A 21,488-nucleotide genomic window follows, 5' to 3' on the forward strand; every position below is an offset into this window, starting at 1 on the left:
GGGTGGGTCGCAGACGGCGGCGAGGCTGAAAGGCGGGGCCGGGTGGGGCGAGGTGGGGTTAACCCCCGGGCGCAGAGGCCTACCCGCCGGATGGTTGCGGGGTGGGGGTGGACGGGAGGGTTGGGGTGTGGTCGAGGAGCGGAAGGGCGGTCGGGAGATGGACGACGGCAAGGGCGGGCGTGGCGGTGTCGGCGCGGTGCTGCGGGCCCCGGTGGCGGGGCGGACCTGGCGGGAGTTCGCGTACCTGCTGGTAGGGCTGCCGCTGAGCACCCTGTACTTCTCGCTGGCCATCGCCGGCGTGAGCCTCGGGGCCGGGCTGCTCGTCACCTTCCTCGGCGTCCCGGTCCTGGCGGGCGTCCTCGCCATGTGCCGCGGGTTCGGCCGGGTGGAGCGGGCCCGGGTGCGCGCGCTGCTCGGGGCGGACGTCATCGAGCCCGCTCCGATCCGGGCGAAGAAGAGCGGGGCGCTCGCCGCGATGGGCGCGGTGCTCAAGAGCGGCAGCGCCTGGCGGCACGTGCTGTACTCCGTGATCCACTTCCCGTGGGCGGTGTTCGGTTTCTGCCTGGCACTGACGTTCTGGGCGGCGGGTTGGGCGTACCTGCTGTACCCGCTGTGGTTCTGGGTCTTCCCGGCCTACACCGACCAGCCGGGCCTCCAGCTCTTCCAGAACGGCGACTACTCCTTCTACCTCGACTCCCCCGCGGAGATCGCCCTCACCTGCCTCGTCGGGCTGGCCCTCACCCTCGCCACCCCGTGGCTGATCCGGGCCCTGACCACCGTCGACCGCGTCATGGTCGGCGGGCTGCTGGGGGCGTCGCGGCTGGACAGCCGGGTCACCGAGTTGGAGTCCGACCGGGGGGTCGTCGTGGACACCGCCGCCGCCGACCTGCGGCGCATCGAACGGGATCTGCACGACGGCGCACAGGCCCGGCTGGTGGCGCTGGCGATGGACCTGGGGCTGGCGAAGGAGAAGCTCGGCGAGGACCCGCGGGCCGCCGCCCGCATGGTGGACGAGGCGCACGGCGAGGTGAAGATCGCCCTCCAGGAGCTGCGGGACCTGGCCCGCGGGATCCACCCGGCGGTACTGACGGACCGCGGACTGGACGCGGCGCTGTCCGCGGTGGCCTCGCGGTGCACCGTGCCGGTACGGGTGGCCGTGGACCTCCCGGGCCGGCCGGCCGCGGCCATCGAGGGGATCGCGTACTTCACGGTCTCGGAGCTGCTGCAGAACATCAGCAAGCACGCCGTGGCCCGGTCCGCCTCGGTGGACGTGTGGAAGTCCGGGGGGCGGCTGCTGCTCCAGGTCGCCGACGACGGCCGGGGCGGCGCGAGCCTGCGGGACGGGACGGGGCTGGCGGGGCTCGCCGAGCGGCTTGACGCCGTGGACGGGGTGCTGGTCGTCGACTCCCCCGAGGGCGGGGGGACGACGGTCACCGCCGAGCTGCCGTGGCGGCCCTGACGCCCGTGCGGAGCCGTGGGACTCCCGTCCGGGTGGGCGGGGGTCCCGTCGTGCGTCCGGCGCGGCCCCGCCTCCCGGGGCGCCGCGCCCTTCCGGAGCAGTCACAGGCGCATCCGCATGTGAAAACTCCCCCCGTACGCCCACGTGTTGTCCCGGCTCTGCCTTCACCGGGACTTAAGGCTGGGATGCTTGGCTGAGTCGGGCAGTACGGGAACGAGTGGATGCGGGAGCTGCTGAATCGTGGACGACAGGGTGCGGGTGGTCATCGCCGAGGATTCAGTGCTGCTGCGCGAGGGCCTGACCCGGTTGCTGACCGACCGGGGGCATGACGTCGTGGCGGGCGTCGGGGACGCGGAAGCCCTGATCAAGACGGTGGCGGACCTCGCCGCCGAGGATGCGCTGCCGGACGTGGTGGTCGCGGACGTGCGGATGCCGCCGACGCACACCGACGAGGGCGTGCGGGCCGCCGTACGGCTGCGGCGCGATCACCCCGGGATAGGCGTGCTCGTGCTGTCGCAGTACGTGGAGGAGCAGTACGCCACCGAGCTCCTGGCCGGTTCCAGTACCGGAGTGGGGTATCTGCTGAAGGACCGGGTGGCAGAGGTGCGCGAGTTCCTGGACGCGGTGGTCCGGGTGGCCCGGGGCGGCACCGCCCTGGACCCCGAGGTCGTCGCCCAGCTGCTCGGGCGCAGCCGGAAGCAGGACGTGCTGGCGGGTCTGACGCCGCGGGAGCGCGAGGTGCTCGGGCTGATGGCCGAGGGCCGCACCAATTCCGCCGTGGCGAAGCAGCTGGTCGTGAGCGACGGCGCGGTGGAGAAGCACGTCAGCAACATCTTCATGAAACTGGGCCTGTCGCCGAGTGACGGGGATCACCGGCGCGTACTGGCCGTTCTCACCTACCTGAAATCTTGATCGACTGACACTCTGTCAGATACGGCATACCGGCAGGGCCGTCTCAAAGGGCGGTCCTACGGTCCAGAATGTGGTCGCTCCTGGGGACCTGATCCCTACCGACGTAGGGTGGGTTATGGGGGTGCTCACGCCTCGAAGGAGGTCCAGTTCAGTGACCAGCCAGGTCAGCAGCCCAGCGGAGCAGGCCGACGGCTCCGGCGGTGCGGTTGTCGGTGGACAGCGCACTCCGGGGAATCCGGACGGCAAGGAAGTACGGCGTCTCGATCGGGTGATCATCCGGTTCGCGGGTGACTCCGGTGACGGTATGCAGCTCACCGGTGACCGGTTCACCTCGGAGACCGCGTCGTTCGGGAACGACCTGTCGACGCTGCCGAACTTCCCGGCCGAGATCCGCGCCCCCGCCGGCACCCTGCCGGGCGTCTCCTCCTTCCAGCTCCACTTCGCCGACCACGACATCCTCACGCCGGGCGACGCCCCCAACGTGCTGGTGGCCATGAACCCCGCGGCGCTCAAGGCGAACATCGCCGACGTACCGCGCGGCGCGGAGATCATCGTCAACACGGACGAGTTCACCAAGCGCCCCATGGCCAAGGTCGGGTACGAGACCTCGCCGCTGGAAGACGGCTCGCTGGCCGCCTACAACCTGCACCCGGTGCCGCTGACCACGCTGACGGTGGAGGCGCTGAAGGACTTCGGGCTCTCCCGCAAGGAGGCCGAGCGCAGCAAGAACATGTTCGCGCTGGGCCTGCTGTCGTGGATGTACCACCGGCCGACCGAGGCCACGGAGAGCTTCCTGCGGCAGAAGTTCGCGAAGAAGCCCGAGATCGCCGAGGCGAACATCGTGGCCTTCCGGGCCGGTTGGAACTTCGGCGAGACGACCGAGGACTTCGCCGTCTCCTACGAGGTCGCGCCCGCGACCCAGGCCTTCCCCACCGGCACCTACCGCAACATCTCCGGGAACCTGGCCCTCTCCTACGGCCTCATCGCCGCGAGCCAGCAGGCCGATCTGCCCCTCTACCTGGGCTCCTACCCGATCACCCCGGCCTCGGACATCCTGCACGAGCTGTCGAAGCACAAGAACTTCGGCGTGCGGACCTTCCAGGCCGAGGACGAGATCGCCGGCATCGGCGCGGCGCTCGGAGCGGCCTTCGGCGGGGCGCTCGGGGTCACCACCACCTCCGGGCCCGGTGTGGCGCTCAAGTCGGAGACGATCGGCCTGGCGGTGTCGCTGGAACTGCCGCTGCTCATCGTGGACATCCAGCGCGGCGGCCCTTCCACCGGCCTTCCGACCAAGACCGAGCAGGCGGACCTCCTCCAGGCCATGTTCGGCCGCAACGGCGAGGCGCCCGTCCCGATCGTGGCGCCGAGGACCCCGGCGGACTGCTTCGACGCCGCCCTGGACGCGGCCCGTATCGCGCTGACCTACCGGACGCCGGTGTTCCTGCTCTCCGACGGCTACCTCGCCAACGGCTCGGAACCGTGGCGGATCCCGGAGGTCGCGGACCTGCCGGACCTGAAGGTCAAGTTCGCCACCGGCGCGAACCACGCGCTCGCCGACGGCACCGAGGTCTTCTGGCCCTACAAGCGGGATCCGGAGACCCTGGCCCGGCCCTGGGCGGTCCCCGGCACCCCCGGCCTCGAACACCGCATCGGCGGCATCGAGAAGCAGGACGGCACGGGCAACATCTCCTACGACCCGGCCAACCACGACCTCATGGTCCGCACCCGCCAGGCCAAGATCGACGGCATCGAGGTGCCCGACCTCGACGTCGACGACCCGGACCGCGCCACCACGCTGGTCCTCGGCTGGGGTTCCACCTACGGCCCCATCACCGCCGCGGTCCGCCGGCTCCGGGTCGCCGGACTCCCCGTCGCCCAGGCCCACCTGCGCCACCTCAACCCCTTCCCCAGGAATCTCGGCGAGGTCCTGGAGCGTTACGAGAAGGTAGTGGTGCCGGAGATGAACCTCGGGCAGCTCGCCACATTGATCCGCGCGAAATACCTGGTCGACGCCCAGTCGTACAACCAGGTGAACGGAATGCCCTTCAAGGCCGAGCAGCTCGCCAAGGTTCTCAAGGAGGCCATCGATGACTGAGGTGACCGAGGCGACCGACGGGGCGCGGACCCTGCTCTCGCTGGTACCCAAGGCCGAGAGCAAGCAGTCGATGAAGGACTTCAAGTCGGACCAGGAGGTCCGCTGGTGCCCGGGTTGCGGCGACTACGCCGTGCTCGCCGCCGTCCAGGGCTTCATGCCCGAGCTGGGGCTGGCGAAGGAGAACATCGTCTTCGTCTCCGGCATCGGGTGCTCCTCCCGCTTCCCGTACTACATGAACACCTACGGGATGCACTCGATCCACGGCCGGGCCCCCGCCATCGCGACAGGCCTCGCCACCTCCCGCCGCGACCTGTCGGTGTGGGTCGTCACCGGTGACGGCGACGCGCTGTCCATCGGCGGCAACCACCTGATCCACGCCCTGCGCCGCAACGTCAACCTGAAGATCCTGCTCTTCAACAACCGGATCTACGGGCTGACCAAGGGCCAGTACTCCCCCACCTCCGAGGTCGGCAAGATCACCAAGTCGACGCCGATGGGCTCGCTCGACGCGCCCTTCAACCCGGTGTCGCTGGCGATCGGCGCCGAGGCGTCCTTCGTCGCCCGCACCGTCGACTCCGACCGCAAGCACCTGACCGAGGTGCTGCGCCAGGCGGCCGACCACCAGGGCACGGCGCTCGTCGAGATCTACCAGAACTGCAACATCTTCAACGACGGCGCCTTCGAGGTCCTCAAGGACAAGGACCAGGCCCGCGAGGCGGTGATCAGGCTGGAGCACGGCCGGCCGATCCGATTCGGCGCGGACGACGAGAAGGGCGTGGTGCGCAACCAGGCCACCGGGGACCTGGAGGTCGTCGAGGTGACCCCCGCCAACGAGGGACAGGTCCTGGTCCACGACGCCGGGACCGCCAGCCCCACCACGGCGTTCGCGCTCTCCCGCCTCGCCGACCCGGACACCCTGCACCGCACTCCGATCGGCGTCTTCCGCAGCGTCGAACGGCCGGTCTACGACGCCCTCATGGCCGATCAGCTGGACGCGGCCATCGACCGCAGCGGCAAGGGCGACCTGGGCGCGCTGCTGAACGGGAGCGACACCTGGACCGTCGTCGGCTGACGTCCTCGGTCGACCTCCTCGGCCGACTCGGACGACACGGCCGCCGGGAAGCCCGGACCCCAGCGGGTCCGGGCTTCGGTGTGTGCGGCCCCGTTGCCGTGCACTCTCCCCAGCGCAGCACTTTCTAAAAGTTAGCGCTTACCGTAGGCTGGTGTGGTCGCCCAACGAGGAGAGCAGTCATGAGCATCGTCGTCACCGCAGCCACCGGAGCCCTCGGCCGTCTTGTCGTCGAGGAGCTGCTGGAACGGGTTCCCGCCGACCGAGTCGCCGTCGTCGTCCGCAACGGGGAGAAGGCCGCCGACCTGGCCGCACGCGGGATCCAGGTGCGCGTCGCCGACTACGACGACCCGGCCGCCCTGGCCGGCGTCTTCCGGCCCGGCGACCGCGTGCTGCTGATCTCCGGCAACGAGATCGGGCGGCGCGTCGCCCAGCACACCGCCGTGATCGACGCCGCGAAGGCGGCCGGCGTGGCGCAGCTGGCCTACACCGGCATACTCGGCGGCCCGGAGGCGGACTTCGAGCTGGCCGCCGAGCACACCGCCACCGAGCAGGCCGTCCTCGCCTCCGGGCTCCCGTACACCTTCCTGCGCAACGGCTGGTACCACGAGAACTACACCCGCGAACTGCCGACCGCCCTCGGGCACGGAGCCGTCGTGGCCAGCTCGGGCGAGGGCCGGATCGCCTCGGCGGCGCGCGCCGACTACGCGGCCGCCGCGGCCGTGGTGCTCACCGGCGAGGGGCACCTGAACGCGATCTACGAGCTCTCCGGCGACACCGCGTGGAGCCTCGCGGAGTACGCGGCCGAGGTGTCGGCGCAGAGCGGCAAGGAGATCGCGTACACCGAGGTCCCGGCCGACGAACACCTGAAGATCCTGACGGGCGCCGGGGTGCCCGAGGGCTTCGCGGCGATCATCGTCGACGTGGACGCGGCGATCGCGCGCGGCCGGCTGGCGGGCACCGGCGGAGACCTGGCCCGGCTGATCGGGCGGCCCACGACCCCGGTCGCCGAGGCGATCGGCGCCGCACTGGCCTGACCGCGCCGTCCTGACCGCACTGGCCCGACCGCGCCGTCCTGACCGCGCCGGCGTGGACGGGCGGGCTCCCGGCAGGCCCCGAAAGATGTCATGAGTATCTCCCGATTACGGGCATGACATCTGGGCCGCGCGGCGATACCGTCGTGAAGTTGGCTGGAAGTCGCACAGGAGGCCCCGTGAAGGCACAGAACGAGCAGCGCGCGGGTTTGCTCTACGGATTCGGCGCCTACGGGATGTGGGGCCTGGTCCCCCTCTTCTGGCCGCTCCTGATGCCCGCCGGAGCCGTCGAGATCCTCGCCCACCGCATGACGTGGTCCCTGGCCGTGGTCGGACTGGCCCTGCTCGCGGTGCGCCGCTGGGGCTGGATACGCGAGCTGCTGCGGCAGCCGCGCAAGCTGGGCCTGACCGCGTTGGCCGCATCGGTGATCAGCGTGAACTGGGGCCTGTACATCTGGTCGGTCAACAACGGCCACGTCGTCGAATCGAGCCTCGGCTACTTCATCAACCCGCTGGTCAGCATCGCGATGGGCGTGCTGGTCCTGGGTGAGCGGCTGCGCCGCGCGCAGTGGGTGGCCGTCGGCCTCAGCTTCGTCGCCGTGCTCGTGCTGGCCATCGGCTACGGGCGGCCGCCGTGGATCTCGCTGGTCCTGGCCTGCTCCTTCGCGACGTACGGGCTGATCAAGAAGAAGCTCAACATGGGCGGGCTGGAGTCGCTGGCCGCCGAGACGGCCATGCTGTTCCTGCCGGCCCTCGGCTACCTGCTGTGGCTGGGCGCGCAGGGCCAGTCCAGCTTCACCTCGCAAGGTGTCGGCCACGCGCTGCTGCTGGCCGCGACCGGCCTGGTCACGGCGATCCCGCTGGTGTTCTTCGGCGCGGCGGCCATCCGGGTCCCGCTGTCGACCCTCGGGCTGCTCCAGTACATGGCCCCGGTGTTCCAGTTCGGGCTCGGCGTCCTGTACTTCCACGAGGCCATGCCGCCCGAGCGCTGGGCCGGCTTCTCCCTGGTGTGGGCCGCGCTGGCCCTCCTGACCTGGGACGCGCTGCGTACGGCGCGGCGCTCGCGCGCCCGGCTGGTGGCGGCCCCCGTGGTCGCCCCGGCGCCGGCCCGCGAACCGGCGTAACGACCGCCCGCAGGGCCCGCAACAGCAAACGCTCCGCCCTCACGATCCCCGGTACGGACCCTCCGTACCGGGGATCGTCCGTTTACCGAACTGCCCTGACCGAATTGAGGTCTTGACGGACAGTCACACTCTCGCTGAACATCAGGCTCGCACTGACGCACTAACGCTCACATGCTCTATCTCGCTCGTTCCGTCATATCCCCAGCGGAATCCCGGAGCCCCCACATGAGCCTGTCCGTCTCCCGGCGCCTCGCTGCCGTGACCGCACTCGCGGTCGCCGGCCTGTTCGCCTCCGCCGCCCCCGCCGCACTCGCCGCCCCCACGGCGGTCGCCGCGGCGCCGACCCCGCCCGACATCCCGCTGGCCAACGTCAAGGCCCACCTGTCGCAGCTCTCGACGATCGCCGCCAACAACGGCGGCAACCGCGCCCACGGCCGGGCCGGCTACAAGGCCTCGATCGACTACGTGAAGGCCAAGCTCGACGCCGCGGGCTTCACCACGACGCTGCAGACCTTCACCTCCAGCGGCGCCACCGGCTACAACCTGATCGCCGACTGGCCGGGCGGCGACCCCAACTCGGTCCTGATGGCCGGCGCGCACCTCGACTCCGTCACCTCGGGCGCGGGCATCAACGACAACGGCTCCGGCAGCGCGGCCGTCCTGGAGACGGCCCTCGCCGTCTCCCGGGCCGGGCTGCAGCCCACCAAGCACCTGCGCTTCGGCTGGTGGGGCGCGGAGGAGCTGGGCCTGGTCGGGTCGAAGTACTACGTCAACAACCTGCCGGCGGCCGAGCGGGCCAAGTTCGCCGGGTACCTGAACTTCGACATGATCGGCTCGCCGAACCCGGGCTACTTCGTCTACGACGACGACCCGACGATCGAGCAGACCTTCAAGAACTACTACGCGGGCATCGGCGTCCCGACCGAGATCGAGACCGAGGGCGACGGCCGCTCCGACCACGCCTCCTTCAAGAACGTGGGCATACCGGTCGGCGGCCTGTTCACCGGGGCCAGCAACACCAAGTCCTCCGCGCAGGCGCAGAAGTGGGGCGGCACCGCCGGCCAGTCCTTCGACCGCTGCTACCACTCCTCCTGCGACAACACCGCGAACATCAACGACACCGCCCTGGACCGCAACTCGGACGCCGTCGCCTACGCGATCTGGAACCTGGGCGCCTCCACCCCGGTCCCGCCCGGCCCGTCCTTCGAGAACACGGCGGACGTGAACATCCCGGACTCCCCCGCCGCCGCGGTCAACTCGCCGATCACGGTCTCGGGTGTCGCGGGCAACGCCCCGGCCACCACCAAGGTGGACGTGAACATCGTCCACACCTACCGCGGTGACCTGGTGGTCGACCTGGTCGCCCCGGACGGCACGGTCTACAACCTGCACAACCGCTCCGGCGGCAGCGCCGACAACATCGTGGGGTCGTACACCGTCAACGCCTCCAGCGAGGTCGCGAACGGGACCTGGAACCTGCGGGTCAAGGACACGGCCGCACAGGACGTCGGCTACATCAACAGCTGGAAGATCACCTTCTAGGCGGCCGGCCCTCCCGGTCTCCCCAGGGCTCCGGCATGATCCGCCCGGATCGTGCCGGAGCTCAGCCGTCCTCGGCGCGGCCCCGGGACGAGGCCTCCAGCGGCTCCCTCATACGGGCCCGCAGCTCCTCGGCCACGGCCGCGACGTCCGCGCGGCCCAGCTTCGCCGCCTCGACCAGATCGCCGAGCTCCTCCGGCGAGGGCAGCTTCGCGGCTCCGGCCACCCGCAGGTACGAGCGGGTCGCCGCGGCCGCGTAGAACTCGTTCATCGGCGATTCCAGCGCCGGGCAGACCGCGAGGGTGTGCAGAAACGCGGCGGCCCGCCACGCGGTGTCCGGGGCGGGCTGTTCGGGCACCATGACCAGGTCGTTCTGGTGCCGGGCGACCGCGGCGGCCACCCCGGAGGGATCCCACACCGCGGGATCTGACGGGAGATGGTGGGCCAGAGCGGTCCAGGCCCACTCCATGGTGATCTTCAATTGCCGAACCGCTCCTGGAAGTAGCCCCAGTGATCGGCGAACTCCTCTATGCCGGAGAGGAAGTTCTTCCGGTCCTCGTCGAGTTCGCGTTCGGTGACCTCGGTGATCAGCGCGGTGACCGTCGTCCCCAGCGCCGCCGCGCGCGCCTTGAGGCGCTCGTGGAACTCTTCGTCCAGGCGGATGGTGACGTGTCTCGACATGTCCAACACCGTACAGCGGCCGCGCTGTACGGGCAGCAGTAACGCGGCAAGGGTGGGCAGGGACACAGTCCCCGCCCACCCTCGGCCGCCCGTGACCGGAACGGCTACTTGTTGGCGTCGGCCGCCTTCACCAGCGTGTCCTTGGTGACCGCGCCGGCGTAGACCTTGCCGTCGTCGGTGACCAGGACGTTGAACAGGCGGGTCGACAGGACCCGGCCCTCACCGAACGACCCGTTGACCTTGTCCCCGAGGGAGTCGAGGAACTGCTTGGCCTCCTTCGGGGCGTTCTTGTCGTTCTCCAGCTCCTTGAGGCCCTTGCCTGCGCCCGAGTCGATCCGCGCGATGGTGGCCCAGCCCTCGCCGAGCACCTTCACGTCGCCCTTGCCGCCCGGACCGCCGGCCAGCCCGTCCAGGCCCGGGAAGGACTCCAGCGCCTTGAACGCGCCGTCCTTGTCGCCCTTGCCGTGGCCGTCCACGCCCTCGGTCACCTTGGCGCCCTTGGGCGGGGTGAAGGTGAAGGTGTCGGCGGACGGCTTGGCGAAGTCCACCTTGGTGAAGCCGGCGTCCACGATCGGCTTGCCGCCCTGCGCCGAGAGCAGCTGCACGCGCAGCGGCACGCCGTTCTTGGCGTCCACCGCGATCTGCACCGATCCGACGGTCGAGCCGGCCTGCTTGGGCTTGAGCACCAGCTGGTAGGCGTCGCGCCCGGCCACCTGCGCGGTCTCGCCGACGCTGACGTCCGTGGTGGGGCCGGCGGCCGCGAGGATCTCCTCGGCCAGCTTCTGGGGGGAGGCGTTCAGCCGGTCGCCGGTCTTGTGCTCCTTGCCCGCGCCCTTGCCGGCACCCCGGTCCGACGGGGACGCCTTCTCGTGGAAGACCTCGTTCGACTTGGAGTCGTAGCCCCACACGTCGTCGCCGTTGTGGATGAGGCTGTACTCGTCCTTGCCGTCCAGGAAGGTGAGCTTCTGGCGATCCTCGCCGTCGGCCGCGACACGCAGCGTGTGCGTGCCGTTCGCCAGCTGCGCGACCTTGTCCTCCGGGTTCGCCGAGCCGCCCGTGACACCGCCGCCGCCGAGCAGGCCGGACGCGATCTTCGGCAGGCCCAGGTCGGTGCTGATCTTCGCGGTGCCCGACAGCTGCTCCACGTCCGAGGCGGCGACCTTCTCGATCAGCTGCTGCGCCGTCACCTTGGGCAGGTCGGGCCCGCCGGCGTTGGCGAAGGCCGGGACCATCGCCACGGTCGCCGCGGCGACACCCGCCACCGCTACCGGTACGGCGTACCGGGCGACCTTGCGAGAAGTCTTCGTGTTCGCTGCCATGTCAGTGCCCTGCCCTCTGTGTTGACGGCGGCGATCCGCATGTCGCCGCGCTCACCCGATCCGGTGGGGTTTGATGACTCCATCTGACCAAATCGGCGGCGTCAGGGCGTCAGTCCCCGGAAGCAACTGGGCGTACGACCGTGGGATGACATGGAACGGGCCCTCCTCCCCCGACCCGTAGGGGTCGGCGGGCGGAGGGCCCGTCCTGTGTCCTCGGGCGCGGGCGCCCGCCGTGAGGCGTCAGCCGGCGCGGTGCACCACCGCGTCGCACAGCTCCTCCAGAGCCGCCTTCGCGAAGCACTCGGGCAGCGGCGCGAGCGTGGCCCGCGCGTCCTGCGCGTACCGGACGGTGTCGCGGCGGGCCTGCTCCAGGGCGGGGTGCGCCCGCAGCCGGGTGAGCACCTCGGCGTGGCGGGCGTCGTCCGTCAGGTCGCCGTCCAGCAGCTCGACGAGCTCCAGGTCCTCCGGACGGCCGTCCCGCGCGGCCATCTCGCGCAGCCGCAGCACGGGCAGCGTCGGGATGCCCTCGCGCAGGTCGGTGCCCGGGGTCTTGCCGGACTCGTGCGCGTCGGAGGCGATGTCGAGGACGTCGTCGGCGAGCTGGAAGGCGGTGCCGAGCCGCTCCCCGTACTGGGTCAGGATGTCGACGACCGACTCGTCGGCCCCGGACATCAGCGCGCCGAAGCGGCCGGAGACCGCGATCAGCGAGCCGGTCTTGCCGGCGATGACGTCGAGGTAGTGGGCGACGGGGTCGCGGCCGTCGCGCGGACCGGCCGTCTCCAGGATCTGGCCCGTCACGAGCCGCTCGAAGGCCTCCGCCTGGATGCGTACGGCCTCCGGCCCGAGGTCGGCCAGGATGTGCGAGGCACGGGCGAAGAGGAAGTCACCCGTGAGGACGGCCACCGAGTTGCCCCAGCGGGCGTTGGCGCTCTCCACACCGCGGCGCACGTCCGCCTCGTCCATGACGTCGTCGTGGTAGAGCGTCGCCAGGTGGGTGAGCTCGACCACCACGGCGGACGGGACGATCCCGGGCGCGTAGGGGTCGCCGAAACGGGACGCGAGCATGACGAGCAGCGGCCGGAACCGCTTGCCTCCGGCCCGGACCAGGTGCTGTGCGGCCTCGGTGATGAAGGGGACTTCGCTCTTGGTGGCTTCCAGCAGACCCGCCTCGACGGCGGCCAGTCCGGCCTGGACATCGGTCTCAAGAGCCTGGTCCCGCACGCTCAGTCCGAACGGCCCGACGACGGTCACGAGGGGTACTCCTGTCTGCTGACGATCACGCTGACGATCACATGGATTGTCGATGTGTCGCTGCCATCACTCAAGCCAGCGTATCGGGTCTGTTTTCGATCACCGAGAGGGCCTTCCCGGCCACCCTCCCCACACTGCCCGATGAGCACCGGTATGTTCGGGAGGAGCCGAAACAACCGGAGAGTACGTTTTGCCCAGAACTACGACCGCCTCCGTAGCCGCGGCCCACGGGACCATGGTCTACCTCGTCTCCGTCGCCGGCGGATGGCTCGCCGACCGGACCCTCGGCTCCTACCGGGCCGTCCTGTGGGGCGGCATCCTCCTCGCCGCCGCCGCGCTCGCCACCCTTCCGGCGGTCGCCGGGTGGCTGACGATGGACCGTATCAACGGCGCCGTCGCCGTGGCGGCCGGCCTGACCGTGATCGCACTGGCGCCGTGGCTGCGGCGCACGATGCACCCCGTCCACTGAGGCTGCGGCCGAGGCGATTGGTGGCAGAACCCGATGATCATCCGCACCGAGTTCCCGTACGGAACCACCCACGAGGATGTCCGGATCCCGCTCCCCGACGGAGTGGAGCTGTACGCGCGGATCTGGCGCCCCGTGACCGACGAACCCGTCCCGGCGCTGCTGGAGTACCTCCCCCACCGGCTCACCGACTGGACCGCGCCGCGCGACTGGCAGCGCCATCCCTGGTACGCGGGGCACGGCTACGCCTCCGTACGCGTGGACGTGCGCGGGCACGGGTGCAGCGGCGGCCTGCCCGGCGACGAGTACGACGCCCGCGAGCTCGCCGACGGGGTCGCGGTGGTGCAGTGGCTGGCGGCGCAGGAGTGGTGCACGGGATCGGTGGGGATGTTCGGGATCTCGTGGGGCGGGTTCAACTCCCTCCAGATCGCCGCCCTGGCCCCCGAGCCGCTGAAGGCGGTCGTCACCGTCTGCTCGACGGACGACCGCTACGACAACGACGTGCACTACATGGGCGGCTCGGTGCTCGCCGTGGACATGCACGCGCGGGCGGCGACCATGCTGGCCTTCGCCTCCCGCCCGCCGGACCCGCACCACGTCGGCGACGGCTGGCGCGCGCAGTGGCTGGACCGGCTGGAGGCGGTGGAACCGCTGATCCACACCTGGCTCTCGCACCAGACCCGCGACGCCTACTGGCGCCACGGCAGCGTCTGCGAGGACTACGGGGCGATCGGCGCGGCCGTGCTCGCGGTTGGCGGCTGGCACGACCCGTACCGGGACACCGTCCTGCGGCTGGTCCAGCACCTGCCGTCGGCGCGCGTACGGGGCCTGATCGGCCCCTGGTCGCACCAGTACCCGGACCGCGGGCTGCCGCCGGGGCCCGCGATCGGCTTCCTCCAGGAGACGCTGCGCTGGTGGGACCACTGGCTGAAGGGTGCCGACAACGGGGTGATGGACGAGCCGCTGCTGCGTGCCTGGATCAGCGACGCGCACCCGCCGGCGACCGTGTACGAGGAACTCCCGGGGCGCTGGGTCGGCGAGAGGTCCTGGCCCTCGGCGCACGTCATCCCCGTCCCGTACGTGTTCCAGGGCGCGCCGGTGGCCGTCGCCTCCCCGCAGCACACCGGGCTGGACGCGGGCCGCTTCTTCCCCTTCGGCAACGACGCCGACCTGCCGCCGGACCAGCGGGAGGAGGACGCGAAATCGGCCTGCTTCGAGTTCCCGGTGGGCGGCGGCGAGCCGGTGGAGATCCTGGGCCGGCCGTCGGTGACCCTGCGGCTGCGGCTCGACGTGCCGTACGGGCAGGTCGTGGCCCGGCTGTGCGACGTCGCCCCGGACGGCTCCTCGACGCTGGTCACGCGGGGCGCGCTGAACCTGTCCGCCCGCCAGGGGCGGGACCGGGCCGTCCCGTGGCCGGTGGGCTCGTACGAGGACGTCACCTTCGAGCTGAACGGCATCGGCCACGCCTTCCCGCCGGGGCACCGGATCCGCCTCGCGGTGTCCTCCGCGTACTGGCCGTGGATCTGGCCGCGGGCCGGGTCCGAGGCCGGCTGGACTCTGGACCCGGCGGGCAGCTCGGTGACCCTGCCGGTCCGGGCGGCGTACCCGGCCGGGGAGGGCGGGATCGTCTTCGATCCCCCCGAGCAGTCGGAGCCGCTCGGCGTCTCCTACCCGGCCACCCTGGACGACCCGCGCCCGGAGCGGCTGGTCGTACGGGACGTCGCGCGCGGGACCTGGCGGCTGGAGGTGGACCCGCGGTACGGGGGCACCAGGGTCTACCCCGACGGCCTGGAGTACGGCGAGGACGCCACGGAGGTGTACGAGATCCAGGACGGGGACCCGCTGTCGGCCCGGACCGGCTCGCAGTGGCGGATCCGGCTCCACCGGCCGGAACTGGGCTGGGACGCGAGGGTGGAGACCAGCTCGGAGATCCGTTGCGACGAGGGCGGCTTCGTGACGTCGAACGAGGTGGTGTGCCGGGAGGGCGACGAGGTGGTCTTCCACCGCACGTGGGAACGCCGGCTCCCGCGCTCGGCGGGCTGACCCCAGCCGCCCGCCGGCGGGCGCCCCGGGCGGCAGCCGCGGGAGCCGGCGGTCAGCCGAACAGCCGCTCCAGGACCACCGCGATGCCGTCGGCCTCGTTGGACAGCGTCAGTTCGTCGGCCACCGCGACCAGCTCGGGGTGGGAGTTGGCCATGGCCACCCCCCACGCCGCCCACGCGAACATCGGGATGTCGTTCGGCATGTCCCCGAAGGCGATCGTGCGGGCGGCGGAGACGCCCAGGACGTCGGCCGCCCGCACGAGACCGCCGGCCTTGTCGATGCCCAGCGGCTGGAGTTCCACCGTGTGCTCGCCCGCCATCGTGACGTTCACCAGGTGCCCGACCACCGACCGCGCCACCCGCGTCAGCTCGTCGTCGTCCAGTTCCGGGTGCTGGAGCAGCACCTTGTTGATCGGGGCCGACCACAGGTCCGAGCGCCGGGCCACCCGTACCGTCGGCAGGTGCGGGTGCCACATCCGGTAGCCCGGCCCCATCAGCATCTCCGCGTCCAGGCCCTCCTGGTTGACCGCCGCGTAGACCTCGCCGATCTCCGCCTCGATCTTGCCGAGGGCCACCTCCGCCAGCTCCCGGTCCATGGAGACGGAGTGCAGCAGCCGGCCGCGCGCCGCGTCGTACACCTGCGCGCCCTGCGCGCACACCGCGAGCCCCGTGTACCCCAGTCCGTCGAGGACGTGTCGGACCTGGGGAACAGGACGGCCGGTGACGATGATGTGCCGGGCGCCGGCCGCGCGCGCGGCCGCGAGCGCCCCGGAAGAACGGGCTGAAACGCTGTCCCCGGCACGCAGCAGAGTCCCGTCCAGGTCAGTGGCGATCAAGGCATAGGGGAGGGCCGAAAGAGGGGCGGAAGTCACGGCGCCAAGGATACGGACCCCTTTGGACAAGTCCTACAAATAGAGCGCGAATCCGGCCTCCCACGCGCCCCCTCAGCCACGTAACGTGTCAACCAGCCCCCGGGACACCCCCGGACCGCGTCGAAAGCGAGGCAGTACCCCATGCCCCAGCAGAGCCCCCTCGATGTCCCCGAGGGCGACCCGTTCGGGCCGCACAACCTCCCCTACGGCGTCTTCTCGACCGCCGGCGAGGAACGCCGCCGGATCGGTGTGCGCATCGGCGGGCACGTGCTCGACGCGGGGGCGGCCGCGGTCGCGCTCGGCTCCCCCTACGCGGGGCTGCTCGGCCGGACCTCCCTCAACCCGCTGCTGGCCGCCGGGCGCACCGCCTGGCGCGACGTGCGGCGCGCGCTGACCGCCTGGGTCACCGACCCCGGCCACCGCCCCACCGTCGAGCCGCACCTGCTGCCGCTGGACGAGGTCACGCTGCACCTGCCGTACGAGGTCGCCGACTACGTCGACTTCTACGCCAGCGAGCACCACGCCACCAACGTCGGGCAGATGTTCCGACCGGACGGCGACGCGCTGACGCCCAACTGGAAGCACCTGCCGATCGGTTACCACGGCCGCTCCGGCACCATCGTGGTCTCGGGGACCGACGTCGTACGGCCCTCCGGGCAGCGCAAGGCGCCCACCGACCCGGCGCCCGTCTTCGGCCCGTCCGTCAAGCTCGACATCGAGGCCGAGGTCGGCTTCGTCGTCGGCGCCCCGTCCGAGCTGGGACGCCCGGTGCCGCTGGGCGCTTTCGAGGACCACGTCTTCGGGCTGTTCCTGCTCAACGACTGGTCGGCGCGGGACATCCAGGCCTGGGAGTACGTGCCGCTCGGCCCCTTCCTCGGCAAGTCCTTCGCGACCTCCGTCTCCGCCTGGGTCACCCCGCTGGAGGCCCTGGACGCCGCCCGCGTCACCCCGCCCGCCCGGGACTTCCCGCTCCTGCCCTACCTGGACGACGCAGCCGTCGACCGCCCCGGCGGCTTCGACCTGCACATCACCGTCTCCATCAACGGCCAGGAGGTGGCGCAGCCGCCGTTCGCGACGATGTACTGGACCGCCGCCCAGCAGCTCGCGCACATGACCGTCAACGGCGCCTCCCTGCGCACCGGCGACGTCTTCGGCTCGGGCACCGTCAGCGGCCCCGAGGTCGGCCAGCGCGGCTCGCTGCTGGAGCTCACCTGGAACGGCCGCGACGCCATCGAGCTCGCCGACGGCAAGCGCACCTTCCTGGAGGACGGGGACACCGTCACCCTCACCGCCTGGGCCCCCGGCCCGGACGGCACGCGCGTCGGCCTCGGCGAGGTCACCGGCCGCATCGTGGGCGCCGCGTAGTCCACCCCTCGGTCGGCGGGGTGGCGGATCTTTCTGCCGCCCCGTCGAAACCGCAGGTCACCGGGGGTGCACCAGAGCCCGCCGGTGGCGCAATACTGCTGCAACACCACGGCCCGCGGCCCGTCGGTATGTTCCGTGCCATGCCAGCCGAACGCAGCCTCGACCACGCCGCGCGGCGGCGGCGACTGCGCGCGGACCAGGCGCGCCAGCTCGCCGACCTGCTGCGCCACCAGATCCTCTCGGGAGCCTTCCCCACCGGGGTCCTCCCCCTGGAGCACACCCTCGCCGCCGACTACCGGGCCAGCCGCAACACCGTCCGCCAGGCCCTCGACCTGCTGCGCGGCGAACGGCTCGTGGAACGGCAGCCCGGCGTCGGCACCGTCGTCGTCGCCGAGAAGTACCCGCACGGCCTCGACCGCCTGCAGGGGCTCGCCGAGACCCTGCACGAGCACGGCACCGTCACCAACGAGGTCCGCACCGTGGGCCCGGTGCCGGCTCCCGCCCCCGTCGCCCACCGCCTGGGCCTGCCCGAGCACACGGACGTGCTCTACATCGAGCGGCTGCGGCGCCTGGGCGGGCTGCCGCTCTCCCTCGACCTCACCTACATCCCCCTGGACATCGGCTCCGCGCTGCTGGGCTGCGACCTGGAGAACACCGACGTCTTCCGGCTGCTGGAGCAGCAGACCGGGCAGCCCCTCGGCCACGCCGAGATCACCCTCGAAGCCGTCAACGCCGACGCGCACTCCGCCGCCGTCCTCCAGGCCCCGCGCGGGGCCGCCGTCCTGATGCTGGAGCGGCTCACCCATCTGGGCGACGGGCGGCCCGTGGACCTGGAGTTCATCCGCTTCCGCGGCGACCGGATCACCATGAGCGGCCTGCTGCGCCGCTCGCTCTGACCCCTTGCGCAGCCCTCGCGCAACCCCCGCGTACCCACCTTCCTGGAGACAGCCATGCCTCTGGTCCCCCAGCGCGGCGACGTGCCCGTGACCATCGACGAGTCCCTGTGCATCGACGGCTGCACCCTCTGCGTCGACATGTGTCCGCTCGACTCGCTCGCGATCCGCGAGGACGACGGCAAGGCCTACATGCACGTGGACGAGTGCTGGTACTGCGGCCCCTGCGCCGCCCGCTGTCCCACCGGCGCGGTCACCGTCAACATGCCCTACCTGCTCCGGTGAAAGGTCCCCCTCCCATGCGTACGAAGGCAGTCGCGCCACTCGCGCTCGTCCTGCTCCTCGCCCCGCTCGTCACGGCCTGCGGCGGCGACGCCGAAGGCGCGTCCGGCCCGAAGACGGTCACCGTGACCGTCGGCTACCAGTCCAAGACCATCAACACCGTCACCGCCGGCACCCTGCTGCGCTCCCTCGGCTACTTCGAGCAGGAACTCGCGGCGCGCGGCAGCAAGGACGGCGTCACGTACAAGGTGGACTGGCAGGACTACGCCACCGGCGCCCCGATCACCGCGCAGATGACCGCGGGGAAGATGGACATCGGTTCGATGGGCGACTTCCCGCTCCTCATCAACGCCGCCCGCGGCAAGGAGCTGAAGCAGCCCACCCGACTGGTCGCCGTGACCGGCTACAACCTGCGCGGCGGCCTCAACACCGTGGTCACCGCACCCGGTTCGAAGCTCGAGTCACTGGCCGACCTCCGCGGGAAGAAGGTGTCGACCAGCGTCGGCTCCGCCGCCGACGGGACGCTCGTACGGGCCCTGCAGCGCGCCGGGATCGACCCGGCGAGCGGCGTCGAGAAGCTCAACCAGCAGCCCAGCGTGGGCGCTTCGGCGCTCCAGGCGGGCAGCGTGGACGCCCTCTCGCAGTTCGTGGCGTGGCCCGGGCAGCTGGCGTACGAAGGCCGGGCCAAAGCCCTGTACGACGGCGCCGAGCTGAACCTGCCGACCTTCCACGGGGTCACGGTCCGGGAGGAGTTCGCCCGGGAGCGGCCCGGTGTGCTGGAGGACTTCCTGCGGGCGCAGCTCAAGGCCACCGACCACCTGCGCACGGAACCCGTGGCGGCGGCCGAGTCGGTGGCGAAGGAGACGGGGCTGCCCGCGGAGGTGGTGTACCTCTACAACGGGGCGAACGGCATCGCCACCTTCGACCCGGCCCTGCGCCCGGAGCTGATCGACGCGCTGAAGCAGGACGTGCCGGTACTGAAGGACGCCAAGCTGGTCGCCGGCGTCGACGTGGACGCCTTCGTGGACCCGGAGCCCCTCAAGCGGGCTTCGGAGGGTACGCAGCAGTACCCGGCGGCGGCGGCCGCCCGCTCCGAGCTGTGGCTGAAGGGCCAGACCCGTACCCAGAGCTTCGACTCCCCGCGCGAGTTGCTGAAGGCGGCGCGCGGCGGGGACGTCCGGGCTGCGTACGTGCCGGACGCGGTGACCGGGACCCTGTGGTTCGCGGACAAGGCCGTGTGGGTGGCCGAGGGTCCGGAGCTGCGGGCCTTCGTCACCCCGGCGGGCGCGAAGGCGTACGTCGACGCGCACAAGGGGTCGGGGGCGCGGATCGTGGACTTCGCCGAGGCCGGGGCCCTGGCGTCATGACGGTCGGCCGCTGGGCGCTGCGGGCGGCTTCGCTCGGCGCGGCCCTGCTGGTGTGGCAGGGGCTGACCTCGCTGGACGTGAACCTGTGGCTGCGCTTCGAGCAGTTCCCGACGGTGGACGAGGTGGCCTCGACGTTCTGGCAGCGGGCGCGGGAGGACGCGTACTGGCACGACCTCGGGTTCAGCCTGCGCCGGATCGTGTCGGGCTTCGCGCTCGCCGCCGTCCTCGGGATCGCGGTGGGCACGGCGATCGCCCGGTCCCGGATCGCGGAGGACCTGATCGGCCCGCTGCTGGAGGTGCTGCGGCCGATCCCGGCCATCGCCCTGGTGCCGGTGGCGATCCTGCTGTTCCCCTCGAACGAGCAGGGGATCGTCTTCATCACCTTCGCCGCCGCGTTCTTCCCGGTGCTGGTCTCGACGCGGCACGCGGTGCGGGCGCTGACGCCGGTGTGGGAGGAGGCCGTCCTGACGATGGGTGGCGGCCGGGGGCGGGTGCTCTTCTCGGTGGTCCTGCCGGGCGCCCTGCCGGGCATCTTCGGCGGGCTGTCCGTCGGCATCGGCGTCTCGTGGATCTGCGTGATCTCGGCGGAGATGATCTCCGGCGAGTACGGGGTCGGCTACCGGACCTGGCAGGACTACACGGTGGTCGACTACCCGGGCGTCTTCGTCGGCATGGTCACCATCGGCGCGCTGGGCTGGCTGACGTCCACGGCGGTGGAGCGGGCCGGCCGCCGCCTGACGCGCTGGCTGCCCTCGCGCGACGCCTCCGGCCCGGTCCCGTCCTCCGCCGCCGCCCGGCCCCGTACGGGGCGGGGCCCGCGGCGCCCGTCCCGTACTCCCGACCACGCCGCACCGGCCGGTGCGGCCGTCACGGGCCCGGCCGGCCCGGCCGGTCCGACCGGTCCGGGTTCCGCACCCGAGACCTCCCCCGAGCGGACCCGAGAGGTGACCCGATGAGCCCGACCCGGGCAGACACCCGGACCGGCCCCGGCGCTGCGGCGCACGCCGCGCCGCCCGGGGCGCGGCTCGCGCTGCGCGGCGTACGGCTCGGGCACCGCGGGAACGCGGTGCTCGACGGGGTCGACCTGACGGTCGAGCCCGGGGAGGTGCTCGCCGTCGTGGGCCCGTCCGGCTGCGGCAAGTCCACGCTGCTGCGCACCCTCGCGGGGCTGCTGGCGCCGCTCGACGGCGCGGTGGAACAGGACGGCGCCCCGGTGCGCGGCCCGGACGCCGGCCGGGCGCTGGTCTTCCAGGACGACGCCCTGCTCCCCTGGCGGACGGTCCGGGCCAACGTCGAACTCCCGCTCGCCATCCGCGGGAACGCCCGGGCTCCCCGGCGCCGTACCGCCGGGGAGTGGCTGGAGCGCGTGGGTCTGGCCGGACACGCGCACAAGCTCCCGCACCAGCTCTCCGGCGGGCAGCGCCAGCGCGTCCAGCTGGCCCGCGCGCTCGCCGCGCGCCCCCGGGCCGTCCTCATGGACGAGCCCTTCGGCGCGCTGGACGCCCAGACCCGCGCCGAGATGCAGGACCTCCTCGTGGAGGTTCTCGCGGGCACCGGCGCGACCGTCGTCTTCGTCACGCACGACGTGGACGAGGCGCTGTTCCTCGGGGACCGCGTCGCCCTGCTCGGTACCGGCGCGGTGGTGCCCGTACCGGCGCCGCGGGACCGGGCCGCCTCGCACGCCGGACTCCGGCAGCAGATCATCAACTCACTCTGAA

Annotated in this window: 20 protein-coding genes; 15 read left to right on the forward strand and 5 right to left on the reverse strand. The window is 72.0% G+C overall.

The features are described from left to right. The first annotated feature begins 157 nt into the window (after positions 1–157). The 7 genes from OHA91_RS16115 to OHA91_RS16145 all read left to right on the forward strand — a co-directional run bounded on the left by OHA91_RS16115 (position 158) and on the right by OHA91_RS16145 (position 9,235). On the forward strand, positions 158–1,459 hold the full coding sequence (locus OHA91_RS16115) for a sensor histidine kinase (RefSeq protein WP_266499879.1): 1,302 nt from the start codon (positions 158–160) through the stop codon (positions 1,457–1,459). 252 nt (positions 1,460–1,711) lie between these two features. Then, positions 1,712–2,371 carry a response regulator transcription factor gene (locus OHA91_RS16120; protein ID WP_030653505.1) on the forward strand — a complete coding sequence of 220 codons (660 nt, stop codon included), beginning with the start codon at positions 1,712–1,714 and terminating at the stop codon, positions 2,369–2,371. Positions 2,372–2,522: 151 nt separating this feature from the next. Then, on the forward strand, positions 2,523–4,466 hold the full coding sequence (locus tag OHA91_RS16125; protein ID WP_031152627.1) for a 2-oxoacid:acceptor oxidoreductase subunit alpha: 1,944 nt from the start codon (positions 2,523–2,525) through the stop codon (positions 4,464–4,466). After that, the gene (locus OHA91_RS16130; RefSeq protein ID WP_328739525.1) at positions 4,459–5,538 is read left to right on the forward strand and encodes a 2-oxoacid:ferredoxin oxidoreductase subunit beta; all 1,080 of its coding nucleotides are present in this window, start codon (positions 4,459–4,461) and stop codon (positions 5,536–5,538) included. Before OHA91_RS16125 ends, OHA91_RS16130 begins: the two co-directional genes overlap by 8 nt. 179 nt (positions 5,539–5,717) lie before the next feature. Continuing rightward, positions 5,718–6,572, forward strand: coding sequence for an SDR family oxidoreductase (locus tag OHA91_RS16135; protein ID WP_328739526.1), 855 nt, complete (start codon positions 5,718–5,720; stop codon positions 6,570–6,572). A 176-nt stretch (positions 6,573–6,748) separates the two neighbouring features. Continuing rightward, a complete protein-coding gene (gene rarD, locus OHA91_RS16140; RefSeq protein ID WP_031152616.1) occupies positions 6,749–7,693 on the forward strand; it encodes an EamA family transporter RarD in 945 nt (314 codons plus the stop codon). A gap of 225 nt (positions 7,694–7,918) precedes the next feature. Beyond that, positions 7,919–9,235, forward strand: coding sequence for a M28 family metallopeptidase (locus OHA91_RS16145; RefSeq protein WP_031152614.1), 1,317 nt, complete (start codon positions 7,919–7,921; stop codon positions 9,233–9,235). Positions 9,236–9,296: 61 nt separating this feature from the next. Here OHA91_RS16145 and OHA91_RS16150 read toward each other — a convergent pair whose 3' ends face one another. The 4 genes from OHA91_RS16150 to OHA91_RS16165 all read right to left on the reverse strand — a co-directional run bounded on the left by OHA91_RS16150 (position 9,297) and on the right by OHA91_RS16165 (position 12,483). After that, positions 9,297–9,713 (reverse strand): hypothetical protein, encoded by a 417-nt coding sequence (locus OHA91_RS16150; RefSeq protein ID WP_031152612.1) that lies wholly within the window; start codon positions 9,711–9,713, stop codon positions 9,297–9,299. Beyond that, positions 9,710–9,913, reverse strand: coding sequence for a ribbon-helix-helix domain-containing protein (locus OHA91_RS16155; RefSeq protein ID WP_225884906.1), 204 nt, complete (start codon positions 9,911–9,913; stop codon positions 9,710–9,712). The genes OHA91_RS16150 and OHA91_RS16155 overlap by 4 nt, the downstream gene beginning before the upstream one ends. 104 nt (positions 9,914–10,017) lie before the next feature. Further along, a complete protein-coding gene (locus OHA91_RS16160; protein ID WP_031152611.1) occupies positions 10,018–11,232 on the reverse strand; it encodes a LolA family protein in 1,215 nt (404 codons plus the stop codon). Positions 11,233–11,472: 240 nt separating this feature from the next. Then, on the reverse strand, positions 11,473–12,483 hold the full coding sequence (locus OHA91_RS16165; RefSeq protein ID WP_031152610.1) for a polyprenyl synthetase family protein: 1,011 nt from the start codon (positions 12,481–12,483) through the stop codon (positions 11,473–11,475). A 190-nt stretch (positions 12,484–12,673) separates the two neighbouring features. Here OHA91_RS16165 and OHA91_RS16170 point away from each other — a divergent pair, with 190 nt between their 5' ends. Beyond that, the gene (locus tag OHA91_RS16170; RefSeq protein WP_328741224.1) at positions 12,674–12,952 is read left to right on the forward strand and encodes a hypothetical protein; all 279 of its coding nucleotides are present in this window, start codon (positions 12,674–12,676) and stop codon (positions 12,950–12,952) included. 33 nt (positions 12,953–12,985) lie between these two features. Further along, entirely contained in the window at positions 12,986–14,992 is a 2,007-nt protein-coding gene (locus OHA91_RS16175) for a CocE/NonD family hydrolase (RefSeq protein ID WP_031152606.1), read from the forward strand. 52 nt (positions 14,993–15,044) lie between these two features. Here OHA91_RS16175 and OHA91_RS16180 read toward each other — a convergent pair whose 3' ends face one another. Beyond that, positions 15,045–15,863: an HAD family hydrolase gene (locus OHA91_RS16180; protein WP_328739527.1), complete on the reverse strand. Its 819-nt coding sequence runs from the start codon at positions 15,861–15,863 to the stop codon at positions 15,045–15,047. 141 nt (positions 15,864–16,004) lie between these two features. Here OHA91_RS16180 and fahA point away from each other — a divergent pair, with 141 nt between their 5' ends. The 6 genes from fahA (at position 16,005) to OHA91_RS16210 (ending at position 21,487) form a co-directional block, all read left to right on the forward strand. Further along, positions 16,005–17,228, forward strand: coding sequence for a fumarylacetoacetase (gene fahA, locus OHA91_RS16185; RefSeq protein WP_031152601.1), 1,224 nt, complete (start codon positions 16,005–16,007; stop codon positions 17,226–17,228). Positions 17,229–17,368: 140 nt separating this feature from the next. Then, positions 17,369–18,124, forward strand: coding sequence for a GntR family transcriptional regulator (locus tag OHA91_RS16190; RefSeq protein WP_031152599.1), 756 nt, complete (start codon positions 17,369–17,371; stop codon positions 18,122–18,124). A 54-nt stretch (positions 18,125–18,178) separates the two neighbouring features. Then, positions 18,179–18,406 (forward strand): 4Fe-4S dicluster domain-containing protein, encoded by a 228-nt coding sequence (locus OHA91_RS16195; protein WP_030831630.1) that lies wholly within the window; start codon positions 18,179–18,181, stop codon positions 18,404–18,406. A gap of 14 nt (positions 18,407–18,420) precedes the next feature. Next, positions 18,421–19,770 (forward strand): ABC transporter substrate-binding protein, encoded by a 1,350-nt coding sequence (locus tag OHA91_RS16200; protein ID WP_031152593.1) that lies wholly within the window; start codon positions 18,421–18,423, stop codon positions 19,768–19,770. Continuing rightward, entirely contained in the window at positions 19,767–20,726 is a 960-nt protein-coding gene (locus tag OHA91_RS16205; protein WP_078959383.1) for an ABC transporter permease, read from the forward strand. The genes OHA91_RS16200 and OHA91_RS16205 overlap by 4 nt, the downstream gene beginning before the upstream one ends. After that, a complete protein-coding gene (locus OHA91_RS16210) occupies positions 20,723–21,487 on the forward strand; it encodes an ABC transporter ATP-binding protein (protein ID WP_031152589.1) in 765 nt (254 codons plus the stop codon). The genes OHA91_RS16205 and OHA91_RS16210 overlap by 4 nt, the downstream gene beginning before the upstream one ends. Position 21,488: the final 1 nt, after the last annotated feature.

Origin of the sequence: Streptomyces erythrochromogenes (assembly GCF_036170895.1) — a bacterium.
GTDB classification, from domain to species: domain Bacteria; phylum Actinomycetota; class Actinomycetes; order Streptomycetales; family Streptomycetaceae; genus Streptomyces; species Streptomyces erythrochromogenes.

Bases quoted from the DNA above. Each gene is read 5' to 3' on its own strand.
- OHA91_RS16115 (WP_266499879.1), top strand. From the start codon at position 158: ATGGACGACGGCAAGGGCGGGCGTGGCGGTGTCGGCGCGGTGCTGCGG.
- OHA91_RS16130 (WP_328739525.1), top strand. From the start codon at position 4,459: ATGACTGAGGTGACCGAGGCGACCGACGGGGCGCGGACCCTGCTCTCG.
- OHA91_RS16205 (WP_078959383.1), top strand. From the start codon at position 19,767: ATGACGGTCGGCCGCTGGGCGCTGCGGGCGGCTTCGCTCGGCGCGGCC.
- OHA91_RS16200 (WP_031152593.1), top strand. From the start codon at position 18,421: ATGCGTACGAAGGCAGTCGCGCCACTCGCGCTCGTCCTGCTCCTCGCC.
- OHA91_RS16175 (WP_031152606.1), top strand. From the start codon at position 12,986: ATGATCATCCGCACCGAGTTCCCGTACGGAACCACCCACGAGGATGTC.
- OHA91_RS16195 (WP_030831630.1), top strand. From the start codon at position 18,179: ATGCCTCTGGTCCCCCAGCGCGGCGACGTGCCCGTGACCATCGACGAG.
- OHA91_RS16210 (WP_031152589.1), top strand. From the start codon at position 20,723: ATGAGCCCGACCCGGGCAGACACCCGGACCGGCCCCGGCGCTGCGGCG.
- OHA91_RS16145 (WP_031152614.1), top strand. From the start codon at position 7,919: ATGAGCCTGTCCGTCTCCCGGCGCCTCGCTGCCGTGACCGCACTCGCG.
- OHA91_RS16160 (WP_031152611.1), bottom strand. From the start codon at position 11,232: ATGGCAGCGAACACGAAGACTTCTCGCAAGGTCGCCCGGTACGCCGTA.
- OHA91_RS16155 (WP_225884906.1), bottom strand. From the start codon at position 9,913: ATGTCGAGACACGTCACCATCCGCCTGGACGAAGAGTTCCACGAGCGC.
- OHA91_RS16135 (WP_328739526.1), top strand. From the start codon at position 5,718: ATGAGCATCGTCGTCACCGCAGCCACCGGAGCCCTCGGCCGTCTTGTC.
- fahA (WP_031152601.1), top strand. From the start codon at position 16,005: ATGCCCCAGCAGAGCCCCCTCGATGTCCCCGAGGGCGACCCGTTCGGG.
- OHA91_RS16190 (WP_031152599.1), top strand. From the start codon at position 17,369: ATGCCAGCCGAACGCAGCCTCGACCACGCCGCGCGGCGGCGGCGACTG.